This window comes from Erwinia sp. STN24, from assembly GCF_041320675.1.
GTDB lineage: Bacteria > Pseudomonadota > Gammaproteobacteria > Enterobacterales > Enterobacteriaceae > Erwinia > Erwinia aeris.
Map to the genome: position 1 here is coordinate 826,854 of NZ_JBGGPM010000001.1, position 19,168 is coordinate 846,021.

Annotated in this window: 19 protein-coding genes; 8 read left to right on the top strand and 11 right to left on the bottom strand. The window is 55.0% G+C overall.

Going from position 1 to position 19,168, the window contains the following annotated elements; genetic code table 11:
• Positions 1-2: 2 nt before the first annotated feature.
• Genes ACA373_RS03925 through ACA373_RS03940 form a run of 4 tightly spaced genes read right to left on the bottom strand, consistent with a single transcriptional unit; the run spans position 3 to position 3,225 of the window.
• Positions 3-830 carry an amino acid ABC transporter ATP-binding protein gene (locus tag ACA373_RS03925; protein WP_253454190.1) on the bottom strand — a complete coding sequence of 276 codons (828 nt, stop codon included), beginning with the start codon at positions 828-830 and terminating at the stop codon, positions 3-5.
• The gene (locus tag ACA373_RS03930) at positions 814-1,767 is read right to left on the bottom strand and encodes an amino acid ABC transporter permease (RefSeq protein ID WP_253454189.1); all 954 of its coding nucleotides are present in this window, start codon (positions 1,765-1,767) and stop codon (positions 814-816) included. Before ACA373_RS03930 ends, ACA373_RS03925 begins: the two co-directional genes overlap by 17 nt.
• Before the next feature lie 9 nt (positions 1,768-1,776).
• Complete coding sequence (locus ACA373_RS03935; protein WP_301250834.1) at positions 1,777-2,286, bottom strand: GNAT family N-acetyltransferase; 510 nt, start codon at positions 2,284-2,286, stop codon at positions 1,777-1,779.
• Between the two features lie 15 nt (positions 2,287-2,301).
• Positions 2,302-3,225 carry an ABC transporter substrate-binding protein gene (locus ACA373_RS03940; protein ID WP_301250832.1) on the bottom strand — a complete coding sequence of 308 codons (924 nt, stop codon included), beginning with the start codon at positions 3,223-3,225 and terminating at the stop codon, positions 2,302-2,304.
• Positions 3,226-3,430: 205 nt separating this feature from the next.
• Between ACA373_RS03940 and ACA373_RS03945 the strand changes: the two genes are divergently transcribed.
• Positions 3,431-4,408: an MsnO8 family LLM class oxidoreductase gene (locus tag ACA373_RS03945; RefSeq protein ID WP_301250830.1), complete on the top strand. Its 978-nt coding sequence runs from the start codon at positions 3,431-3,433 to the stop codon at positions 4,406-4,408.
• Between the two features lie 9 nt (positions 4,409-4,417).
• Complete coding sequence (locus ACA373_RS03950) at positions 4,418-5,743, top strand: LLM class flavin-dependent oxidoreductase (protein ID WP_253454181.1); 1,326 nt, start codon at positions 4,418-4,420, stop codon at positions 5,741-5,743.
• A gap of 39 nt (positions 5,744-5,782) precedes the next feature.
• Here the strand turns inward: ACA373_RS03950 and ACA373_RS03955 are convergent, their stop codons facing one another.
• Entirely contained in the window at positions 5,783-6,736 is a 954-nt protein-coding gene (locus ACA373_RS03955) for an aliphatic sulfonate ABC transporter substrate-binding protein (RefSeq protein WP_370734041.1), read from the bottom strand.
• A gap of 237 nt (positions 6,737-6,973) precedes the next feature.
• Here ACA373_RS03955 and ACA373_RS03960 point away from each other — a divergent pair, with 237 nt between their 5' ends.
• Complete coding sequence (locus tag ACA373_RS03960) at positions 6,974-7,369, top strand: Exc2 family lipoprotein (protein WP_301250826.1); 396 nt, start codon at positions 6,974-6,976, stop codon at positions 7,367-7,369.
• 76 nt (positions 7,370-7,445) lie between these two features.
• On the opposite strand, the gene ACA373_RS03965 is transcribed toward ACA373_RS03960, so the two are convergent.
• From ACA373_RS03965 to ACA373_RS03975, 3 genes are all read right to left on the bottom strand, one after another.
• On the bottom strand, positions 7,446-9,266 hold the full coding sequence (locus ACA373_RS03965; RefSeq protein ID WP_370734042.1) for a glycoside hydrolase family 15 protein: 1,821 nt from the start codon (positions 9,264-9,266) through the stop codon (positions 7,446-7,448).
• 210 nt (positions 9,267-9,476) lie between these two features.
• Entirely contained in the window at positions 9,477-9,704 is a 228-nt protein-coding gene (locus tag ACA373_RS03970) for a helix-turn-helix domain-containing protein (protein WP_253454173.1), read from the bottom strand.
• A 156-nt stretch (positions 9,705-9,860) separates the two neighbouring features.
• A complete protein-coding gene (locus ACA373_RS03975; RefSeq protein ID WP_253461307.1) occupies positions 9,861-10,151 on the bottom strand; it encodes a hypothetical protein in 291 nt (96 codons plus the stop codon).
• Between ACA373_RS03975 and ACA373_RS03980 the strand changes: the two genes are divergently transcribed.
• On the top strand, positions 10,084-11,052 hold the full coding sequence (locus tag ACA373_RS03980; protein WP_253454171.1) for a UV damage endonuclease UvsE: 969 nt from the start codon (positions 10,084-10,086) through the stop codon (positions 11,050-11,052). The two genes, ACA373_RS03975 and ACA373_RS03980, sit on opposite strands and share 68 nt — an antisense overlap.
• A 49-nt stretch (positions 11,053-11,101) precedes the next feature.
• On the opposite strand, the gene ACA373_RS03985 is transcribed toward ACA373_RS03980, so the two are convergent.
• Positions 11,102-11,887 carry an OBAP family protein gene (locus tag ACA373_RS03985; protein ID WP_301250824.1) on the bottom strand — a complete coding sequence of 262 codons (786 nt, stop codon included), beginning with the start codon at positions 11,885-11,887 and terminating at the stop codon, positions 11,102-11,104.
• 249 nt (positions 11,888-12,136) lie between these two features.
• Here ACA373_RS03985 and ACA373_RS03990 point away from each other — a divergent pair, with 249 nt between their 5' ends.
• Both ACA373_RS03990 and ACA373_RS03995 read left to right on the top strand, forming a co-directional pair.
• On the top strand, positions 12,137-12,529 hold the full coding sequence (locus ACA373_RS03990) for a cupin domain-containing protein (protein ID WP_253454168.1): 393 nt from the start codon (positions 12,137-12,139) through the stop codon (positions 12,527-12,529).
• An 86-nt stretch (positions 12,530-12,615) separates the two neighbouring features.
• Positions 12,616-13,638, top strand: coding sequence for an LLM class flavin-dependent oxidoreductase (locus ACA373_RS03995; protein ID WP_370734043.1), 1,023 nt, complete (start codon positions 12,616-12,618; stop codon positions 13,636-13,638).
• Between the two features lie 1,276 nt (positions 13,639-14,914).
• On the opposite strand, the gene ACA373_RS04000 is transcribed toward ACA373_RS03995, so the two are convergent.
• Positions 14,915-15,049, bottom strand: coding sequence for a hypothetical protein (locus tag ACA373_RS04000; RefSeq protein WP_301250822.1), 135 nt, complete (start codon positions 15,047-15,049; stop codon positions 14,915-14,917).
• Between the two features lie 566 nt (positions 15,050-15,615).
• On the opposite strand from ACA373_RS04000, the gene ACA373_RS04005 reads away from it, so the two are divergent.
• Complete coding sequence (locus tag ACA373_RS04005) at positions 15,616-16,554, top strand: ABC transporter substrate-binding protein (RefSeq protein ID WP_253454164.1); 939 nt, start codon at positions 15,616-15,618, stop codon at positions 16,552-16,554.
• A gap of 318 nt (positions 16,555-16,872) precedes the next feature.
• Positions 16,873-17,232: a DUF6404 family protein gene (locus ACA373_RS04010; RefSeq protein ID WP_253454162.1), complete on the top strand. Its 360-nt coding sequence runs from the start codon at positions 16,873-16,875 to the stop codon at positions 17,230-17,232.
• Between the two features lie 677 nt (positions 17,233-17,909).
• On the opposite strand, the gene ACA373_RS04015 is transcribed toward ACA373_RS04010, so the two are convergent.
• The gene (locus ACA373_RS04015; RefSeq protein WP_370734044.1) at positions 17,910-19,142 is read right to left on the bottom strand and encodes an MFS transporter; all 1,233 of its coding nucleotides are present in this window, start codon (positions 19,140-19,142) and stop codon (positions 17,910-17,912) included.
• Positions 19,143-19,168 lie beyond the last annotated feature (26 nt).

Sequence of the window (19,168 nt, forward strand, 5' to 3'; positions counted from 1 at the left end):
GCCTACAGTACTTTTTCCAGAAAGCGGCGGGTACGCTGATGAACAGGGCGATTCAGCACCCGCTCGGCGCTGCCGCTTTCGACAATTTTGCCGTCCACCATAAACACCACGCGATCGGCGACCTGCCGCGCAAAGCCTATCTCATGCGTTACCACTACCAGGGTAACGCCCGAGCGTGCCAGCCTGTTAATCACTTCCAGCACTTCGCCCACCAGCTCAGGATCCAGCGCGGAAGTCGGCTCGTCAAACAGCATCACCTTTGGGTTCAGCGCCAGCGCGCGGGCAATGGCGATGCGCTGCTGCTGGCCGCCGGAAAGCTGTCGGGGCCAGGCGTGCGCCTTTTCGCGCAGGCCGACCGTATCCAGCAGCTCGTAAGCCCGCTCAATTGCCTCGCGGCGCTTCAGCAAACCATGCACGATGGGCGCTTCAATAATGTTGTCCAGCACGGTCATATGCGGAAACAGGTTAAAGTTCTGGAATACGTAACCGACCTGAATGCGTTGTTTCAGAATCGCTTTTTCCTTCAGCTCGTACAGCTTATCGCCCCTGCGGCGATAGCCTACGTAGTCGCCGTCGATCTGAATAAAGCCTTTATCGACGCGTTCCAGATGGTTAATGGTGCGCAAAAGCGTCGACTTACCGGAGCCGGATGGCCCGAGGATCACGGTGACGGTGCCGGGTTCGATAGTCAGGCTGACATCATCCAACGCTTTAAAGGCGCCGTAGCTTTTACTGATATTGGCGATCTCAATTTTTCCGGCCTGGGTTTGCGGGCGATCGCGCCAGCTGGCGGCGTTCTCGTCGCGATTTAGTTCAAGCGCTTCTGACATCAGAACTCTCCTTAAGCGTTGCCGAACGACGGAACAGCGTTAAGCGGGCGGGGCGCCTCTGCCGCACCACGCCGCGCGCAAAATAGTTTTCGACAAAGTGTTGCAGCACCGACAGGACGGTGGTGATGCACAGATACCAGACGCTCGCCACCATTAGCAGCGGGATGACCTGCTGCGTGCGGTTATAAATAACCTGCACGGTATAAAACAGTTCCGGCATCGACAGCACGTAAACGATAGAGGTGCCTTTCGCCAGGCTAATCACCTCGTTGAAGCCGGTTGGCAGAATAGCGCGCAGCGCCTGTGGCAAAATAATACGAAAGGTGCGGCGATACGGCGGCAGGCCCAGCGCGGCGGCGGCTTCGTGCTGGCCCTGATCGACGCCGACGATGCCGCCGCGAATGATCTCGGCGGTATAGGCGGCCTGCACCAGCGACAGCCCCAGCACCGCTACCGAAAACTGATCCAGCAGATCGGTGGTGGCGTGGGTAAAGAAGGTGATGGAGGTGAAAGGCACGCCCAGCGACAGGCTGTCATACAAATAAGCGAAGTTATAAAGAATAATCAGCACCAGCAGCAGGGGCAGCGAGCGGAACAGCCAGATATAGCTCCACGCCAGCGCGTTCAGCAGCCAGGACCTGGCGAGCCGCGCCAGCGCCAGGCCGGTGCCGAGAATCGAGCCGAACAGCGTGCCCAGCAGGGTCAGCAGCAGCGTTTTCCCCAGCCCGTTTAAAATGGCCGGATCGAAAAACCACTGCGCAAATACTCCCCACTCCCAGCGCGGATTGGTGGCAATGGACTGCACCACGCCGGTAATAATAAAGAGCGCGAACGCTGCGCCCGCCATGCGCCACGGGTAGCGGGCAGGCACAACTTTCAGGACGACATCGTTCGGCGCGTCGGCGTTGTCACGCCAGCCAGCATCCGGGTTTTTCATGGTAACTCCTCAGGCGCTGCGTCGGACAGGCTGGCTGAGCAGCGTTTTGGTAAAGGGCAGGCGGCCGTCAAAGGGCGGCAGCGCATAGCGTTCGGGATCGACCGCCGGATCGAACTGCGGCTGATAACCCTGCGACAGATAGAGCCTTACCGCTTCCGGCTGGCGAAAGCCGGTGGTCAGATACAGCGCGTCATATCCCTGCAGCGCCGCCAGCCGCTCCAGCTCCAGCAGAACCTTCTGCGCCAGGCCCTGACGCCGCATACTGCTGTGCGTCCAGATACGCTTCAGCTCTGCAGTCGTGACGTTGTAACGCTTGAAGGCCCCCATCGCTATCGGCGTTTCATGGCGCAGCAGTACGATAAACGCCCCGTCGGGCGGTGCATAAATTCCCGGCGGCTCTTCTTCCTGCTCGCCAAAATAGTCGCCGTAGCGGGCGCGGTATTCGGCGAACAGCCCGTCGATAATCGGCTCAATTCGCGGATCGTCCGGCGTGGTATGGATAAAGGTTTCTTCAATCATGGCGTGCTCCCGTACTCAGTCGCCTAAACCCGGCGGGTTAATCTCGGAATGGTCGATTTTTTCGATGCTCTCGCCCCAGCGATCCAGCACCTGTAAATAGCTGCCGCTGGCGATGGCGCCGTTGAGTGAAGCCTGTACGGCTTCCACCAGCCCGCTGCCTTTTTTCAGCGTCACGGCGATATTGGCGGTTTTAGGCCAGCCGCCGGCCACCACGCCGACCAGCCTGGTGGTGCCGGTCAGTTTGGCTTTATAGGCGCCGGTAACGTTAGGGCCGAAAGTGGCGTCGGCGCGGCCGGACTGGATCGCCAGCGTGGCGGCGGCATCGTCGGTCACGTAAAGCGGCTGCATAGCGGGCAAGCCTTTCGCCTGATTTTCTTTATCCCACTGCAGCAGGATGGCTTCCTGATTGGTGCCGGAGCCCACGATAATACGTTTGCCGGCAATATCCGGCGCGGCGTCAATTTTGCTGATTTTACTGCTGCTTTTGACGTAGAAGCCCAGCGTGTCCTGACGATAGGTCGCGAAGTCAAACCGCGCTTTGCGTTCTTTAGTCACGGTTATATTGTAAATCGCCGCGTCATATTTCCCGGAGGCGACGCCCAGCGGCCAGTCTTCCCAGGAAGCCGGAACGATTTTTAATTTTAATCCCAGCCCATCGGCAACCAGACGTGCTATATCCGCTTCGCTGCCGATAACCGTTTTATTATCGCGGGCAAACAGGCCGAACGGCGGCGCGCTGCCCAACACTGCCGTAGCCACCGTCAATGTGCCGGGCGTAACAAATTTATAATTAGCCGGGATCAGCGAAGCCGCCTGAGGGTTTAACGGCGTATGCACCGGCTTTTCATTAGCGATTAAATCTATTCCCGGCGCGGCCTGGGCGCTCAGGCTCAGGCCCAGCAGCAGCGCCAGCGCGCTTAAGCGGTTGCTATTCATCATTTTATCCCTGCGTTTTGTTTTTCTGCACTATTCAGGATGCGGCAGGGCAAGTAAAACAACAAAAACAAATAAAGATAGCGGGAAATAATCTTTTCCCGTGAGCCGTAATAATTTCATTGTTATGCAAAAGCTAAGCTGTAATTAATATTTAGCGTCGCCGTTTTTATATGGAATTCTCGCTGAAAGTATTAAGAGAGAATAAATTATGTCTTATCAGTTAAGTCTTTTAGATCAAAGCCCGGTGGACGAAGGGCAAACGCCGCAGGCCGCGCTGGCGGCGACGCTTGCCTTTGCCCGCACGGCGGAGCGGCTGGGCTACCACCGGCTGTGGGTGTCTGAACATCACGACAACGAGCGCCTGGCGGGCAGCTCGCCGGAAGTGCTGATAGCCTGGCTTCTGGCCCACACCAGCCGGTTACGCATCGGCTCCGGCGGCGTGATGCTGCAACACTACAGTCCTTACAAGGTGGCGGAAAATTTTCATTTGCTGGCTTCGCTGGCAACCGGGCGCGTCGATTTAGGCGTTGGCAAAGCGCCGGGCGGGTTGCCGCTTTCTACCAAAGCTTTGCAGGGTGAACTGGCAGGGCAAAAGGATTTTCCCGCGCTGCTGGCGCAGTTAACCCGCTATCTTGACGCCGTGACCGAACCGGCCAGCGGTGAAGCCGCCAGAGCGCTGCCGGCGCCATCACACTCGCCGTCGCGCTTTCTGCTGGGTGCCAGTGCGGAAAGCGCCCGGCTGGCCGCGCATCTGGGATGGAACTTTGTCTATGCCGGTTTTATTAACGCCTCTGAGCAGGCGATGCGGGAAGCGGTGCTGACCTTTCACGAGTACGCGCAGCAGGGTAAGGCGCTGATCAGCCTGGCGGCGCTGGCGGCCGACACCACTGAGGAAGCGGCTTCGCTACTGGCCGAACAGCATAACTATCGCGTCACGCTTGGCGAACGGCACGTGACCGTCGGCAGCGAAGCGCAGGCGCTGGCTTTTGTCCAGCAGGCGGGCGCGGCGGATTACCGTATTGAAAAGCAGGCGCTGAACGTGCTGCACGGCACCGCCGACGTTATCCACCAGCGGCTGGCCGCGTTACAGCAAAGCCTTAAGGTCGACGAATTTATTCTGCATACGCCGCTAAGCAATCCCGCGCGGCGTCTGCGTTCCATTACTCTGCTGGCGGGCCAGCATTAAGGAGATCGTATGAGCACCCACATCAAATTCGGCCTGATGCTGCACGGCGCGGGCGGCCATATGAATGCATGGCGTCATGCCAGCGCGCCGGCCGATGCCAGCGTAAACTTCCGCTACTTTACCGATCTGGCACAGCAGGCGGAGGCGGCAGGGTTCGATTTCCTTTTCGTCGCCGACGGGCTGCACATCAACGAGAAGTCGCTGCCGCATTTCCTTAATCGCTTCGAGCCCGTGGCGCTGCTGTCGGCGCTGGCCGCGGTCACGCAGCGAATTGGGCTGGCGGGCACGATTTCTACTTCGTACAGCGATCCTTTCACCGTTGCCCGTCAGCTGGCGACGCTGGATAATATCAGCGGCGGCCGGGCCGGCTGGAACGTGGTGACCTCGCCGCTGGAAGGCTCGGCGCAGAACTTCGGTAAAGCGCATCCGGCGCACTCGCTGCGCTACGAGATTGCCGAGGAATATATTAACGTGGTGCAGGGATTATGGGATTCCTGGGAGGACGACGCCTTCGTGCGCGATCGCGACAGCGGCGTTTTTTTTGACGCGGCCAAACTGCACAGGCTGAATCACCAGGGCAAATTTTTCTCGGTAGCCGGGCCGCTGAATATTCAGCGTTCGCCGCAGGGGCAGCCGGTGATTTTCCAGGCGGGCGCGTCCGATACCGGCATCGGCCTGGCCGGAAAATCCGCCGATGCGGTATTCACCAACGCGCGCACGCTTGCGGAAGCGCAGAGCTATTCGCGGAAGCTACAGGCCAGCGTTGCCGCTAACGGGCGCGATCCGGTAGCTATCTTTCCCGGCATCAGCCCCATTATTGGCAAAACGCCGGAAGAGGCCGAAGCGAAATATCAGCATTTGCTGTTGCTGCTTTCCCTTGACGATGCGCTGGCCTATCTGGGGCGCTTCTTCGAGCATCATGATTTCAGCCAGTACGATCCGGACGGACCTTTCCCGGACGTTGGCGAGCTGGGGCAGAACAGCTTCCGGTCCACTACCGACAGCATCAAGCATCGGGCGCGGGAAGAGCAACTGACGCTGCGTCAGGTAGCTTATGAAACCACGCTGCCGCGCGGCGAATTCTTCGGTACGCCGCAGCAGGTGGCCGACGCGCTGATTGCATGGGTAGAAAAGGGCGGCGCGAGCGGTTTTATCCTCAGCGGCCCGGTGCTGGTGGAGTCGCTACGCGATATCACGCGTGATGTGCTGCCGATACTGGCGGCACGCGGCTACTGGCAGCCTTCTGACGAAACCACGCTGCGCGGCAGGCTGGGGCTGCCGTTTAAAGTCAATCGTTACGCTGAGCCGGTGCCGGAGCTGGTTGAAAACCAATAAGATTGATGACGGGCGGCGTCGTGCCGCCCGTGTCCGGGCCTACTGTGGTTTCTTATCCAGCGTCCAGGTGGCGCTGCTGACTTCCACCTTCACCGGCAGCAGGCCAATCTGCGTGAATTTATCGGCCAGCGCCTGCTGCTGGCTGAACACTTCCGGCGTCATCCTTTGCGCGCCAAAAGGCATTCTGGCGAGGGCTTTTTGCCAGATCGGCTGCGGCAGGCCGGTTGAGGATGAGAGGATCTTCGCCGTTTCTTCGGGATGGCCGTTAGCCCAGTCGCTGAGCTTGCCCAATTCGCCCAGCACTTTTTCCGCCGTTTGCGGTTGCGCTTCCGCAAATTTACGGCTGGCCAGATAGAAGGTGTAATGCGGCACCAGTCCTTCCGCGTTTTGCACTATTCTGGCGCTGGCGTTAGTCTCTACTTCCGCCAGGTAAGGATCCCAGATAACCCAGGCGTCCACTGCGCCACGCTGGAAGGCGGCGCGGGCATCGGCAGGCGGCAGGTAAACCGGCTTGATATCCTTATAGCTCAGCCCGGCTTTTTCCAGCGCGGTAATCAGCAGATAGTTAACGTCCGAGCCCTTGTTCAGCGCCACGCGTTTGCCTTTCAGATCGGCGACATTTTTAATGGAAGAAGCCTGCGGCACCACAATGGCTTCGGTTTTAGGGTTAGCGAGCGAGTGGCCCAGATAGACCAGTTCGGCCTGTGCGGCCTGAGCAAAGGCGGGCGGCGCGTCGCCCGTTGCGGCCAGATCGATGCTGCCGACGTTCAGTCCTTCCAGCATTTGCGGCCCGGCCGGAAATTCCACCCAGCGTACCTGAATGCCCTGTTTTTTAAATTCGTCGTCCAGCGTGCCGCGATATTTCAGCAGCGCGAAAATATTCGCTTTCTGATAGCCGATATTGACCGTTTCCGGCTGGCTTGCCGCCAGCGCCTGCTGTGAAGTGGCCGCCAGAACCAGCGCGGCAAGGCTGCTAACAAGATAATTTTTCATGGTTTTCCCCGTAAAAGTCATCAGCGCACCATAGCAAATTGGTTACGCAGCGCTTAGCGAGTAAATCTGCTGTCCTTAGCATGAAAAAACATATTGGCATTGAAGGCGGCTGGGGTAAAAAATGGAAACAGGTCACAGCTTTCGATCGTGATGGCTTGCATGCCAGACACGGATTGTGCAAAATTTACCCGGCAATATTCAGGGAAATAGCAATCAGTTAAAACAGGGATGAAAAAGATGAAAAGATTAGTCAGCGCGCTGGCGCTGCTGCTTTGTGCCTGCGCGCCTCAGGGCAGCGTAGAACGCCATACCACCCATGCCGTCCATCAAATTGCGGACGCCAATTTCGATCCTAATACGCGTATGCTGCTGGCCGACTCCATCCGCGTGATGCGGCCCGGCTTTCAGGCTGTTTATCAGGCAGGCGTAAAGGACAGGGCTGCCGGCTTAAGTAAAGCGCAAATGGAAGAAAAAGCCGCCTGTCTGCTTAAGCCTGAAAACCTGCCGGATGAGGCCGTTACCCATACTTTTCTGGGTCAGACGTACCTGGCCGATCGGCCAGAAAAAGAGCGTAAGATCCTGGCCGATGCGCTGGCAGCAACCTATCGGGATGGCTATGAAGGGAGGCCTTAGCGCTGCGTCAATCAGGTAAGCCAGCGCATGGCGGCAAGGATGGCCACGGGCGAGCCATCCTTGCCTTAACCTTTTTTTATTCGCCTTTGGCTTCGGTTAATGCCTGGGCCGCGCAGACCAGCGCCAGATGGCTCAGACCCTGCGGCAGGTTGCCGCGCCAGCTGGCGGTTCTGACGTCAAACATCTCGTTAAAGATTTCTACGTTGCCTCTGTCGCACAGGCTTTCCAGAATTTCATGCATGGAAGCCTCCGCGCGTTTTGTATCCCCCATTGAAGCGCAGGCTTCCACCAGCCAGAAAGAGCAGGCCACAAAGGTGCTTTCTTCCTGCTCCACGCCGCTGTAGCGATACAGCATGGCGCTGTTGTGGCCCAGCTCACGGCGGATGGCGTCATAAGTTTTCAGCATGCGTTCGGGATTGACGCTGTTGCCATAATGGTGCATCAGCGCCAGCGAGGCGTCCAGCCTGTCTTCGCAGCCGACATAGAACATATAGGCCTGGCGGCTCTCCGACCAGCAGTGCTCTTCGATCCAGTCGCGAATACGATCGCGCTCGCGCTCCCAGCGGCCGACCCAGGTAGGTTCGATATGTTTGCCTTCGGCCATCGCGACGGCCTGATCCAGCGCCAGCCAGCAGGCCATTTTGGAGTGGGTGTAGTGCTGTTCGTCGGGCAGCTCCCAGATCCCCGAATCCTTTTGCCGCCAGCTGTCGGCACAGCAGTTGGCCAGTTCGCCAAGCATTCGTGAGGTAGCAATATCCAGCACGTGGCCCGCCTGGATAAACAGCCGGGCGGTAGAGAGCATATCGCCATACATGCTGAGCTGTACCTGATCGCGGGCATTATTACCCACGCGCACGGGTTGTGAATCTTCATAGCCCCTGAGCGGCAGGTAACGCTCTTCCGGCACCAGACTACCGTCCAGGGTATAGCAGGCGCGCAGCTTAACGCCGTGGCGAATAATGGTGTGCGTCAGCCAGGAGAAAGCGGCCTTACAATCTTCCAGCGCCCCCAGGTAGACGAAGGATTTAATGATCAGGCAGGCGTCGCGCACCCAGGCGTAGCGATAGTCGTAGTTCTTCTCGCCGCCAAAGCCTTCGGGTAAGGATGACGTCGCCGCAGCCGCCAGCGCGCCAGTTGGCGAGTACCAGAGAAATTTTAGCGACAGCGCGGAACGCTTAACGTGCGGTGAGAACAGCCCCTGATAAGAAAGGTGGTTGACCCAGTCGCGCCAGGCGGTATGACTGGTTTCAATCCTGTCGTCGATCGCCGCGAGATCCGGCACGGCTAACGGCTCTTTTTCACTCGCCAGCAGCGCTATCAGCGAATGCGAACCGGGAGAGGTGACCAGGCGTCCTTCGACCGCTTCATCGCACAGCCAGCTAATCGTTACGTCTTCGCTGGTGCGCAGCATGGTCATCAGATCGCCGATATGAAAAACCGCGCCGTGATGGGTATCCGCTACCCACGGCGAGCGGCTTTCCGCCATCGTGCCCAGCTTAAGGCGCAGGTTCAGCACGACTTCGCCTTCAATGCCTTCCACACGTCGCGCCAGCTCGCTCCACGGCAGACGGCCCGCCAGCGAGCTGTTCAGCGATTCGGTAAGGCGAACCGATCCGCTTTCTGTGCTGTATAGCGTTTCAAGGACGTTGCTCTCCTCGCGATAGCGCCGCTCGACGCGGTAGCTGCCTTCAGGCTCCAGCTGGAAAAAACCGCCGATACCGGGATCGAGGATGCGATCGAACAGCGGCGGCGAGTCCAGATTGGGCGCGCACCACCAGTCGATGGCGCCATCGGGCGCGATCAGCGCCACGGAGCGCCCCTCGCCGATAGCCGCATAGTCGCCGAGACCGGCAAAACCCTCTTTACGCACGGGAGAGCGGTAGGTTTTATTTTTCACTCGACGTCCCTTGTTCAGAATATATAGACGGCCTGAGCCATAAAACGATGATGGCTCACCGAATGACATCAGGCTCTGGATTGAAAAGTATAGATAAGTTTTCAGCTTGCGCAGGCAAAGCGCCCGGCATGACGGCGCCCGGGCGGCAACATTGGGGAAAATAGCGTAATAAGCGCGGCCGCAAATAGCATGGCGCAGGCGTGTTGGTTATTAAAGCGTCACTGGCGGGCGAGAAACCAGCATTTCAATCGGCACATCGAGCGCCAGAGCCAGATTATTCAGGGTAAGCAAACTGATATTACGCTTGCCGTTTTCAATATCGCTAAGATAAGTACGATCGATGCCGCTACGCTCGCTCAGGGCAATCTGACTTAGCTGCTTGCGTTTGCGGAACAGACGTACCCGTTCGCCGACGCTAATTAACAGACCGTCATGCAAAGTGTTTTCTCCGGCAAATTCAGGCTGGGATCCATCCTGAATCTATATAATAACATTCTGATTTAACAGCATTAAATTTCATTTAAGACTATTCCTGGTGTTCGCCATCTGCCTGGCCGGGCCGCTACTATTGCCTGTTCTCCGCCTTGATAATTTTTAATGCTGCTTGCCATTGCGGTCGAGATCCGGCTGACAGTCGGTTTCAGAATGCCGTAACAGTGAATCAGACGGCAGGTTGGGCAGCGACTTGCTTATTAATGCTCCTTCTGGCGTTCCTGCTTTCCTAATATTGTTGAAAAACCGCGCGGCTGGCAGCCTGCCGCCCCACAATTCTTCCTGAGTTGTTACACTCAGTTCTGGTGTCTCAACAGGAGTAATCATGAAACTGGGCTTTGCTTGTAAATATTTTAATGCTGAGGCAAAACAGCCTTTTCCATTAAGAGCCACCACGCGCACCCGATTTTTGAGCCTGGATAAAGCAGCGCGGCTGGCGCTAATCAGCGAAATATCGCAGCATAATCTCAGCAATCTTTACCTGACGCTGGAAGCGCTGGCGAAAGAGCCGGAAGCGCTACGTATGATGCGGCTGGGAAGCGATCTGCTGCCTCTGTTTACGGTGCCGGAAGCGAACGAGCTGTATCAGGACTATTTACCGGAACTGCATTCGGCGCTGGCGAAATGCGGCGATTTCGCCCGGGCCCATCATATCCGCCTCTCTTTTCATCCGGGACAATATTCCGTGCTGGCGTCAGATAATCCACTGGTGGTGGAACGCGCCATTGAAGACGTGGAATATCACACGCTGTGCGCGAAGCTGATGGGCTATGGCAAAACCTTCCAGGATTTTAAAATCAATATCCATATGAACGGCAAGGGCGGTTTTGAGGGATTTCAAACCGCGTTTCACCGCCTCAGCCCGGAAGCGAAAAACATGCTGACGGTGGAAAACGATGAGATTTCCTGTTCGCTGGATGACGTGCTTCAGGCGAAAGAGCTCTGTCCCATCGTGCTGGATATTCATCACCATTGGGTAAAAGAGAACGAATTTATCCAGCCCGACGATCCGCGTATCGCGCAGATTAAAGCCTCCTGGCGCGGCGTCAGGCCGGTGCTGCACTATTCGATTTCGCAGGAAGGTATCATTCCGCCACACGGCTGGCCAAATCAGGAAGAGTTAGGCGTGGCAAGAACTAAGCTGCGGGCGCACTCCGACTATTATTTTAACGATACGCTGAACGACTGGGCTTTATCGTTCAAAGAGTTCGATATCATGTGCGAAGTAAAAATGAAGAACCTGGCGAGGGATCGGCTGTTTAACTACGCAGGGCAGGACAAAGAACAGGATTAGCGAGCGCGGAACATGCGCGATGGCGCACATGTTCCGTTTCCCGCCTTGCCTAGAGCTTGCCGCTGCGGGTCTGCTCTGAGGTGGTAAAATGGGTTTCGCCATGAGCAATATCGCCGCCGCCCTTGACGCTTTTCAGCTGGACGGTATCGCCATGTTCCCAGGCGTTGGCGCCTGCCGCTGCCGGATGCGCAATGATATCTTTGCGTGACTCTCTGATTTTCTTCGTGTCCACGTCGAATCTTTTGTCGCGATCGATCAGCAAACGCGGATCCATCTGGCCGTCGGCGGTAAAGCCCATCATCAGCGCCGGAATGCCCAACGGCAGCGTTTTATCACGATCGGTATGCCAGGTATGCCAGGTTTTGCCGTAGGTGTTAACGATACGCGACATCAGCGCTTTTTCCGCCAGCGGCGGCAGGCCAGGCGCGATCAGCGTGCCGGATTTCACCTCATACTGATGGCTGTGCCAATACTTTTTCTCTTCCGGCGGCAGCGTTTTAAACAGTCTTTCGCTGATAATATATTCCACGCCCATCAGCTTGGCGTCGCGCGTGTTGCCGTCGTAAATTACCGCCTGCATCACGTCGTCGTTGAGAATGGTGACGTAATGGTGCGCCTCCATCTGTCCATTGTGGTCGCCGTTATAGAAATGAAAGCCGTCCAGATAAGCGTTAATAGCGTCAATGGGCGGGCGGGACTGCATCGCTGCCGCGCCGGTATCCAGCAGCTTTTTTTCCGTCGAGGTCGGGGCGCCAGGGCTGGTAACTTGCGAGGGCGAATTGTGCGCGCCGCAGCCGCACAGCAGTAGGGCGATCAGAGGCAGGGTTCCTTTCATTTTGTCTCCGTAACTTGAAAGTGTCTGAAATTGTTTAATGCTGATACAAAATGTCAGTAAAAGCCTGGCAGGTAACGGTCATTTCGCAACGTCGTTGTTCCGGCAATGTTTCTTCACCAGCGTGATGACCGGCGTCCTTTACCCGCCACTTTTCTGCCTGAAATCAGCGCGCGGCATCTCCTTTGTGACACGGCGGCCGATCTTCTACTAAGTTAAACAGGAGGACGCTATTTTATAAAGGAGGCCACCTTGACTGACCAAAAGAATGATTCAGCAACGATCCAGACGACCGAACTGCTTCAAACCAGCGAAGCCTGGAACGGTACGCCCTATACCGCTTATCCCGCCGGTAAACCCCAGCTTACGGTAATGAAGATGACTATTCCGCCGCATACGTCGCTGCCCTGGCATTCGCATCCGATGCCAAATATGGCTTATTTGCTCTCTGGCCAGCTGACCATTGAAGATAAAGAGAGCGGCAGAACGCATCAGGTAAAGGCTGGCGAAGCGCTGAATGAGGCAACGGGCGATATTCATCGCGGCTATACCACCGACGAAGCCGCTGAGCTGGTGATCTTCTACGCGGGCGCAGAGGGACAGCCGCTGTCGGAGCCGTTGCCCGGCGAGCCTGCGGAGTTTTAACCGGTTGACGGCAGACAAGCCCAGGCTTCAGCGTTAGTATGACGGTTTCAACGCGCCAGATGCGCGCCGCTAAAGGTCATTATGCTATGAAAAAAATTGGGTTTCTCTCTTTCGGTCACTGGACGCCCTCTGCACAGTCGGCCACCCGATCGGCAGCAGATGCGCTGCTGCAATCTATCGATCTGGCGGTAGCCGCAGAAGAGCTGGGCGCCGACGGCGCCTATTTTCGCGTGCACCACTTTGCCCGCCAGCTTAGCGCGCCGTTTCCGCTGCTGGCGGCCGTTGCGGCCCGTACCAATAAAATTGAAATTGGTACCGGCGTTATTGATATGCGCTACGAGAACCCGCTTTATATGGCGGAAGACGCCGGCGTGGCCGATTTAATCAGCGGCGGGCGTTTGCAGTTGGGCCTCAGCCGCGGCTCGCCGGAACAGGTCATTGAAGGCTGGCGCTACTTTGGCTATGGCCCGCAGGAGGGCGAAAGCGATGCTGATATGGGGCGGCGCCATACCGAGGCGCTGCTGGAAGTGTTGAAGGGCGAAGGGTTTGCAAAACCTAATCCGCAGCCGATGTTTCCTAATCCGCCGGGACTGCTGCGGCCTGAACCTTTTTCCTCCGGGCTGCGTGAACGGATCTGGTGGGGGTCGGGTTCGGACGCCACGGCGGTTTGGGCCGCGAAGCTGGGGATGAACCTGCAAAGCTCGACGCTAAAAGATGACGAAACCGGCGAGCCTTTCCATATTCAGCAGGCAAAACAGATCCGTGCCTATCGCGCCGCCTGGCGGGAAGCGGGTCATCAGCGCGAACCGCGCGTTTCGGTCAGCCGCAGTATTTTTGCGTTGATCAGCGAACAGGATCGTGCCTGGTTTGGCAGCAGCGGGCAGGGTGGCGATCAGATTGGCTACCTGGATGAAAAAACGCGTGCCATCTTCGGGCGCAGCTATGCCGCCGAACCGGAGAAGCTGATTGCCCAGCTGGCGAAGGATGAAGCGATTGCCGAGGCGGATACGTTGCTGCTGACCATCCCTAATCAGCTTGGCGTGGCATATTGCACGCACGTGCTGGAAGCAATCCTTAAATATGTCGCCCCGGAGCTGGGTTGGCGGTAGCACTGAGCCAGGGCAACCTGGCCGGTTAAAGGCAGCGCTGTTAGCGACGGAAAAGTAATCCTTTTAAGCGCAGAAAAGGTGCTGGCTGTGGCGACGGTCAGCACCTCCATTTAAACGTATTTCAGCTATGCCAATGGCTGTATCACAAAAATTTTTCGCTTAAACCTGGCAGGGAAGGTAATAGTTAAAGACAGATATCCAAAGAATAATAAATAGCCGGTGGCACATGAGCCGGGCAAAATAAAATCAACCCAATGCCGAACTTTCTCAGTAAACGATGGGCCATAACGTTTTCCCTTTTGTCTCGCCTGTATGGCACTTCTCTACCTTATTACGCGCAATACAACCTTGTTGCTAAGTGCTGTGCCGCATCCTTTTCGCTCTCATCCTTGCAAAGGCACGCTTTTTTCCATCGAAAACTGGCAATCCCGTCGTACGGCTTTTAGCCGCTACAGAGCGTGCCTTTCTGCTTTGCCGGTTCATCTTATGGTTTGTAAGCTGGCTGAGTTACCTAAAATAGTTACAACATACATTTATTTTCAATATCAATAACCCCAAATAGACACCGAGCAGCTGGCGCTTAGCAGAGGCTTAATGCGCTTCTTTTGCTTACCCATAAGCCTTCCTGGCAGACAAGCCTGAAGGATCCTTAAGGACAGGGCAGGGGAGAGAACGCGCGCGACAGCGAGATGTTAACCAGGTTTAGGTAGGTGATCGGAGGGGATGCCATCCAGCAAAAGAGGCTGTCTGACAGGGGATCGTAAATCATCGGAAAAATCATTTAGCGTCATTCACGGGAAATAATTTCTATAAGAAAAAGAGCGGCTACCGTAAAAGAAAACTATCTTAGCGGAGTATTTTAATTATGAGAAAAATTTTCGTAGTGAAAAACATATCACCTCATGCATAAACCATGCTGATTGATAAAGCGGTGGAATTTAAAGACGCTGCAATGAAGATCGCCACGTAGGTGGTAAATAAGAAACAGCGTTGCATTTGATTAAAATCAAAAGAATTTCCCTGCTGCGCTTATTTTATCTGGGTTTATAAGAGACTTTTCAAATTTTATTTTCATTAGCCTTTCTCAGTAAAATAAAATATTAACACCTTTTATTTAAAGATAATTCTTGCTGTAACATAGTCCGTAAAAAAACGGAATGATCATTTATTGGTAAGTAATGGTAGTTTTACAGCCTGCGGCCGGTTGGCTAATAAAACAAAGGGGGCCATTTTTAGCCGTATGCTGCGTTTTTATCAGGCTGAGCCAGGGACAACTTCAAGACGAACTACTGGATGGCCGCTGGCTACAGCGTTTTTTATTGCTGTAGATAAATCGCCCGAGCGTCAGGCACAGCGCCTGCATGGCCGCTTTCTCTTTCTCCCTGAACTTTTGCTGCCTGGCGATGCTCATTTTTTACGCCTGAGGCGGCGTTTCGCAAAAATTATCAACAGAATTAGGGCGTTTCACCGCAACGGTAGCGCTTTTCAGAGCGATTTATACTTTTTTATGCACAGGTAATCCCCATTTTCTGTGGATAAAAGTGGCCAGCAAGCGTATGGTGTGGTCGAAAATTCGACCAGTTGATAAGTATGGCCAGGCTTATAGTATCTTTTTGAATTTAATGGCTAAATACGCTTAAAGCCTTCTTGAGAAAGCTTTACTACTCCAAAACACCCCGTATATGGATAAAATAGCTATGGCTGACTTTTTACGATTTGTGCATACGCCCAGGATAAGCCTGGGGAGCGGCACCTTATCGTAGGTAAATTTTGATAAAAGTTATTATTCAGTAATGTAATGGAAGTATTGTTATAAGTTTCGGTCGGATTTATCAGGCAAAAAACAATAAGATGCTTTCATCTGAATCTGGCAGTGAGAATAAGATTTTTTGCGCGGCGTATCGGTACTCTGCGGGATTAATCTTATTTTGGCTTAGGTAAATACTTAGAACGATTTCTGACAGGGAAAAAGATGAGATGAAAAATTTAATAGTATTGCTGGCATTGGCCGTAAGCGGGTCGGTTTATGCTGATGGCGTGACTACATTAAGAATTGCCGATCAGAAAGGCAATATGCGCGCGCAGCTTGAGGCCTCCGGCTTGCTTAAAAACCTGCCTTTCCATATTGAATGGGCGGAATTCCCGGCCGCCGCGCCGCTGGCGGAAGCGCTTAATGCCGGCGCGGTAGATGCAGGTATTATCGGCGACGCGCCGCTGTTATTTTCCATAGCGGCTGGCTCGCAGGTAAAGGCTATCGCCGTAGATAAATCTGACCCAATTGGAACAGCTATCGTGGTTAATAAGGATTCTACGCTGCACAGCGCGGCCGATCTTAAAGGAAAAAGTATCGGAACGGGGCGAGGCTCTATTGGCCATTTCGTGGCGTTGAAAGCGCTGGCACAGGCAGGGATTAAGGCAGAAGACGTGCGCTTTCGTTATCTTACGCCTGGCGACGCGAAAATCGCCCTGGCCAGCGGCGCGATAGATGCCTGGGCAACGTGGGATCCTTATACCGCGCTGGCGGAAACCTCCGGCATCGGCCGCGTACTGGTTAATGGCCAGGGATTGATCGCAGGTAACAGTTTTCTGGCTGCTACCGACAGCGCGCTCGGCAATGCGGAAAAACGCCAGGCATTACAGCAGTATGTGAATCTTCTGGCCCATGCTGAGCAGCTGGCCTACAACAATATTGACGGCTATTCGGCAACGCTGGCCCATATTATCGGTTTTCCTCAGCAGGCGGTAAAACTCTCATTCAGCCGCAGGAAAGCACACTGGCAGGCTATCGATCCCCAAACGGTGGCTCAGCAGCAGGCAACGGCCGATTTTTATCAGCAGCAGGGGCTGATCGCCAGGCCGCTACGGGTTGAGCCGACCTTTTATCGGGGCATAACCGTAGAGGCCGGTCAGCGTTAAGCTTGCCGATATTTTTCGGCCGGTGCTTACTTCTGCCGTGGCATGGTGCGGAGCAGTAAACAGCGTAATAATCATAGTGCCTGAACGGGCGCTTTAATGGTTTCACGCTTATACTGATAAATTCCTGTCATCCGCGGTAAATCATCCTCCCTGATGCACATTGTGTCGGCTGCCAGCCCGCTGAGTACGCGATATTCTCCGGCGTTATGCCTTTTGACATGGTTTAACTGTCTGTTTCAGTAAAACGGTGCTAATAAGAAATCATTCCTTTCGGAAACTGTTACACTCTAATAACAACAAAAATTCCAGGGATTTATTATGAAAAGCTCCCCGATTTTCGATGGAAAAAAAAGGCGTGCCTTTGCAATGATGAGGGCGAAAGGGATGTGGCACAGCACTTACGCTCCGCCGTGCCATCGTCTTTTGTGGAACCTTGGCTTCGAGGTGGCGCCGCCGCCTTTATCGCCTTTCATGACTAATTTATTCAGCTTTACGATTGTCTATACGCCATTCTGGGGGATCGTGATGTGGTTTGTGTTCTGGAAAGCACAGTATGTGGATTTACTCTCTGCTTCTATAACCATACTGAGCGCAGGCCTGTTGTTTAGCCTTGTGATGTCCGTTTTTCAGCTGTGGCGAAAGAAAGCTAATCACCTGCCTGAATGGGAACAGATATAGCGGCGTGGGTGAGGGAAGCGTGATTGCGCCTTTCCGCCAAATCCAGGCGACAGGGCGCATCGCGTTCCCCCAGCATTTTTGCCCGGCTGAGCCTCATTTATTTTCCTCTGTCAGGCCGTACTCGCGAACGGCTCATCAAAAATCGCCTTCCTGAAAATGCTTTCCCAGCCGTCCTGTTCAAACGACACCGGCGGGGAAGCTTTGTTGCCCTGATTAAATTATCGGCGTTTCGATGACGGATCTGTCCTGAACCGTACATTTTTCCGGCAATTCTAATCTGGTTGCGCTACGTGAATTCTGTGGGATGTGCAGGGGTAATATGCTGCAGAATTTACATAGCGCGATCGTTTTTATCGATCCTGATGTTTATAAAATAGCCCGATCCCGATCGTCCTGGATCCCATTGTTCTTCTTCAGGCGGATCGCCTGCTTTTTCTGGATTCATATAATGCCCATTATATGAATTTAGTAAGAAAGGATCGCAGCTGTATGTGTTCAGAATGACGCCGTTAACGAATATCGCAGCGCTTTGGCTACACGTGAAAAGCGATTTTATTTTATGCGGCGATGCCCAGTCGATCGGCACTTTGCTCTGGTCGATCCCGAACAAAGCGCCGATCGATTCGTCCTGGCAACCGGCGGGAAGGTTGAGAAAGCCGCGCCGTTGCCGGTATTTATTACGGGCGAACCACCGACTGTCGACGCTGATTTTCGCGGAGAAATGCCAGTACCAGCCCCAGCCACAGCAGGCCGCAGGTAAGGTTTACCAGACTGAATCCTCGGCTGCCGACGCTGAAGTAAGAGGCCTTTGCGGCTTCAATTCCCAGAGCAAAAACCAGGATAGTGACCATGCCGACCATTGCCGCCACGCTCCCTTTTCCGGCGCTGCTGGAAAACAGCGTCATGCGGTAAAGCCCGGCGCTGACCAGACCAGTCCCGAAACCGTAAATGCTTAGCCCGGCCGTCAGCCACAGGTAGCTGTGCTCGTTAAGGGTGGTGGCGACCGCCGCCATGGCTAACCCGCTGACGACAGGCCAGGCACCCAGGCGCAGCGGCTGCGTAATAGATACACGGCTGGCAAGTCGGCTTAGCGTGAAATTGCCGGCAATCATGGCCATAAAGACCGGCAGTTGCAGCAGCGCATACCCCATGCGGCTAAGCCCGCTATCATGAATAAGGATCACTGGTGATAAAGCCACCCACGAAAGACAAGGGATAGTCACTAACCCTATTGCCAGGGATCCGCTCATCACCTGACGATCTTGCAGAAGCGCAAAATAGCCTTTACCAATCGACTTCAGCGAGAGCGGTGTTCCTTTGTCGCCAGCGGTTTCAGGCATAGCCTGCCACAGTCCGACCAGCGCAATCGCCGACAGGCCGCCAAACAGCCAGAACATAGTGCGCCAGTCGCCCACCGAGAGAAAAGCAGCGCCTGCCAGCGGCCCGGCTAACGGCGCCAGTAAAGCGACGTTTGCCATCAATGCCATTATCTTCACGCTGAGTGATTCATTAAACGCTTCCTGTACGGCGGCGTAGCCGACCGAGCCGATAAAACACAGGCTAATTCCCTGCAGAAAGCGCAGTAACACAAATTGTTCAATGCTTTGTACCCAATGCGTAGCCACACAGGTGAGCATAAAAAAAGCCACGCCGGAGAGTAATACCGGACGGCGCCCAACCCGATCGGAAAGCGGCCCGAGCAGCCATTGCAGCATCAGGCCTCCGATAAGATAGGCAGTCAGTGAGGTGGAGACCCACTCAGGGCCGACGGCAAATTCCTGGGTGACCAGCAGCATGCCGGGCTGGATCATGTCGTGGGCTATATAGGTTGCAAACTCAAATAACACCAGCGACAGCGGGAAAATCAGGTGTCGGCGAGTCAACTGCGATAGGGGGTGATAAAGAGCCATCTGTATACTGTCCCGGAATAAAAAAA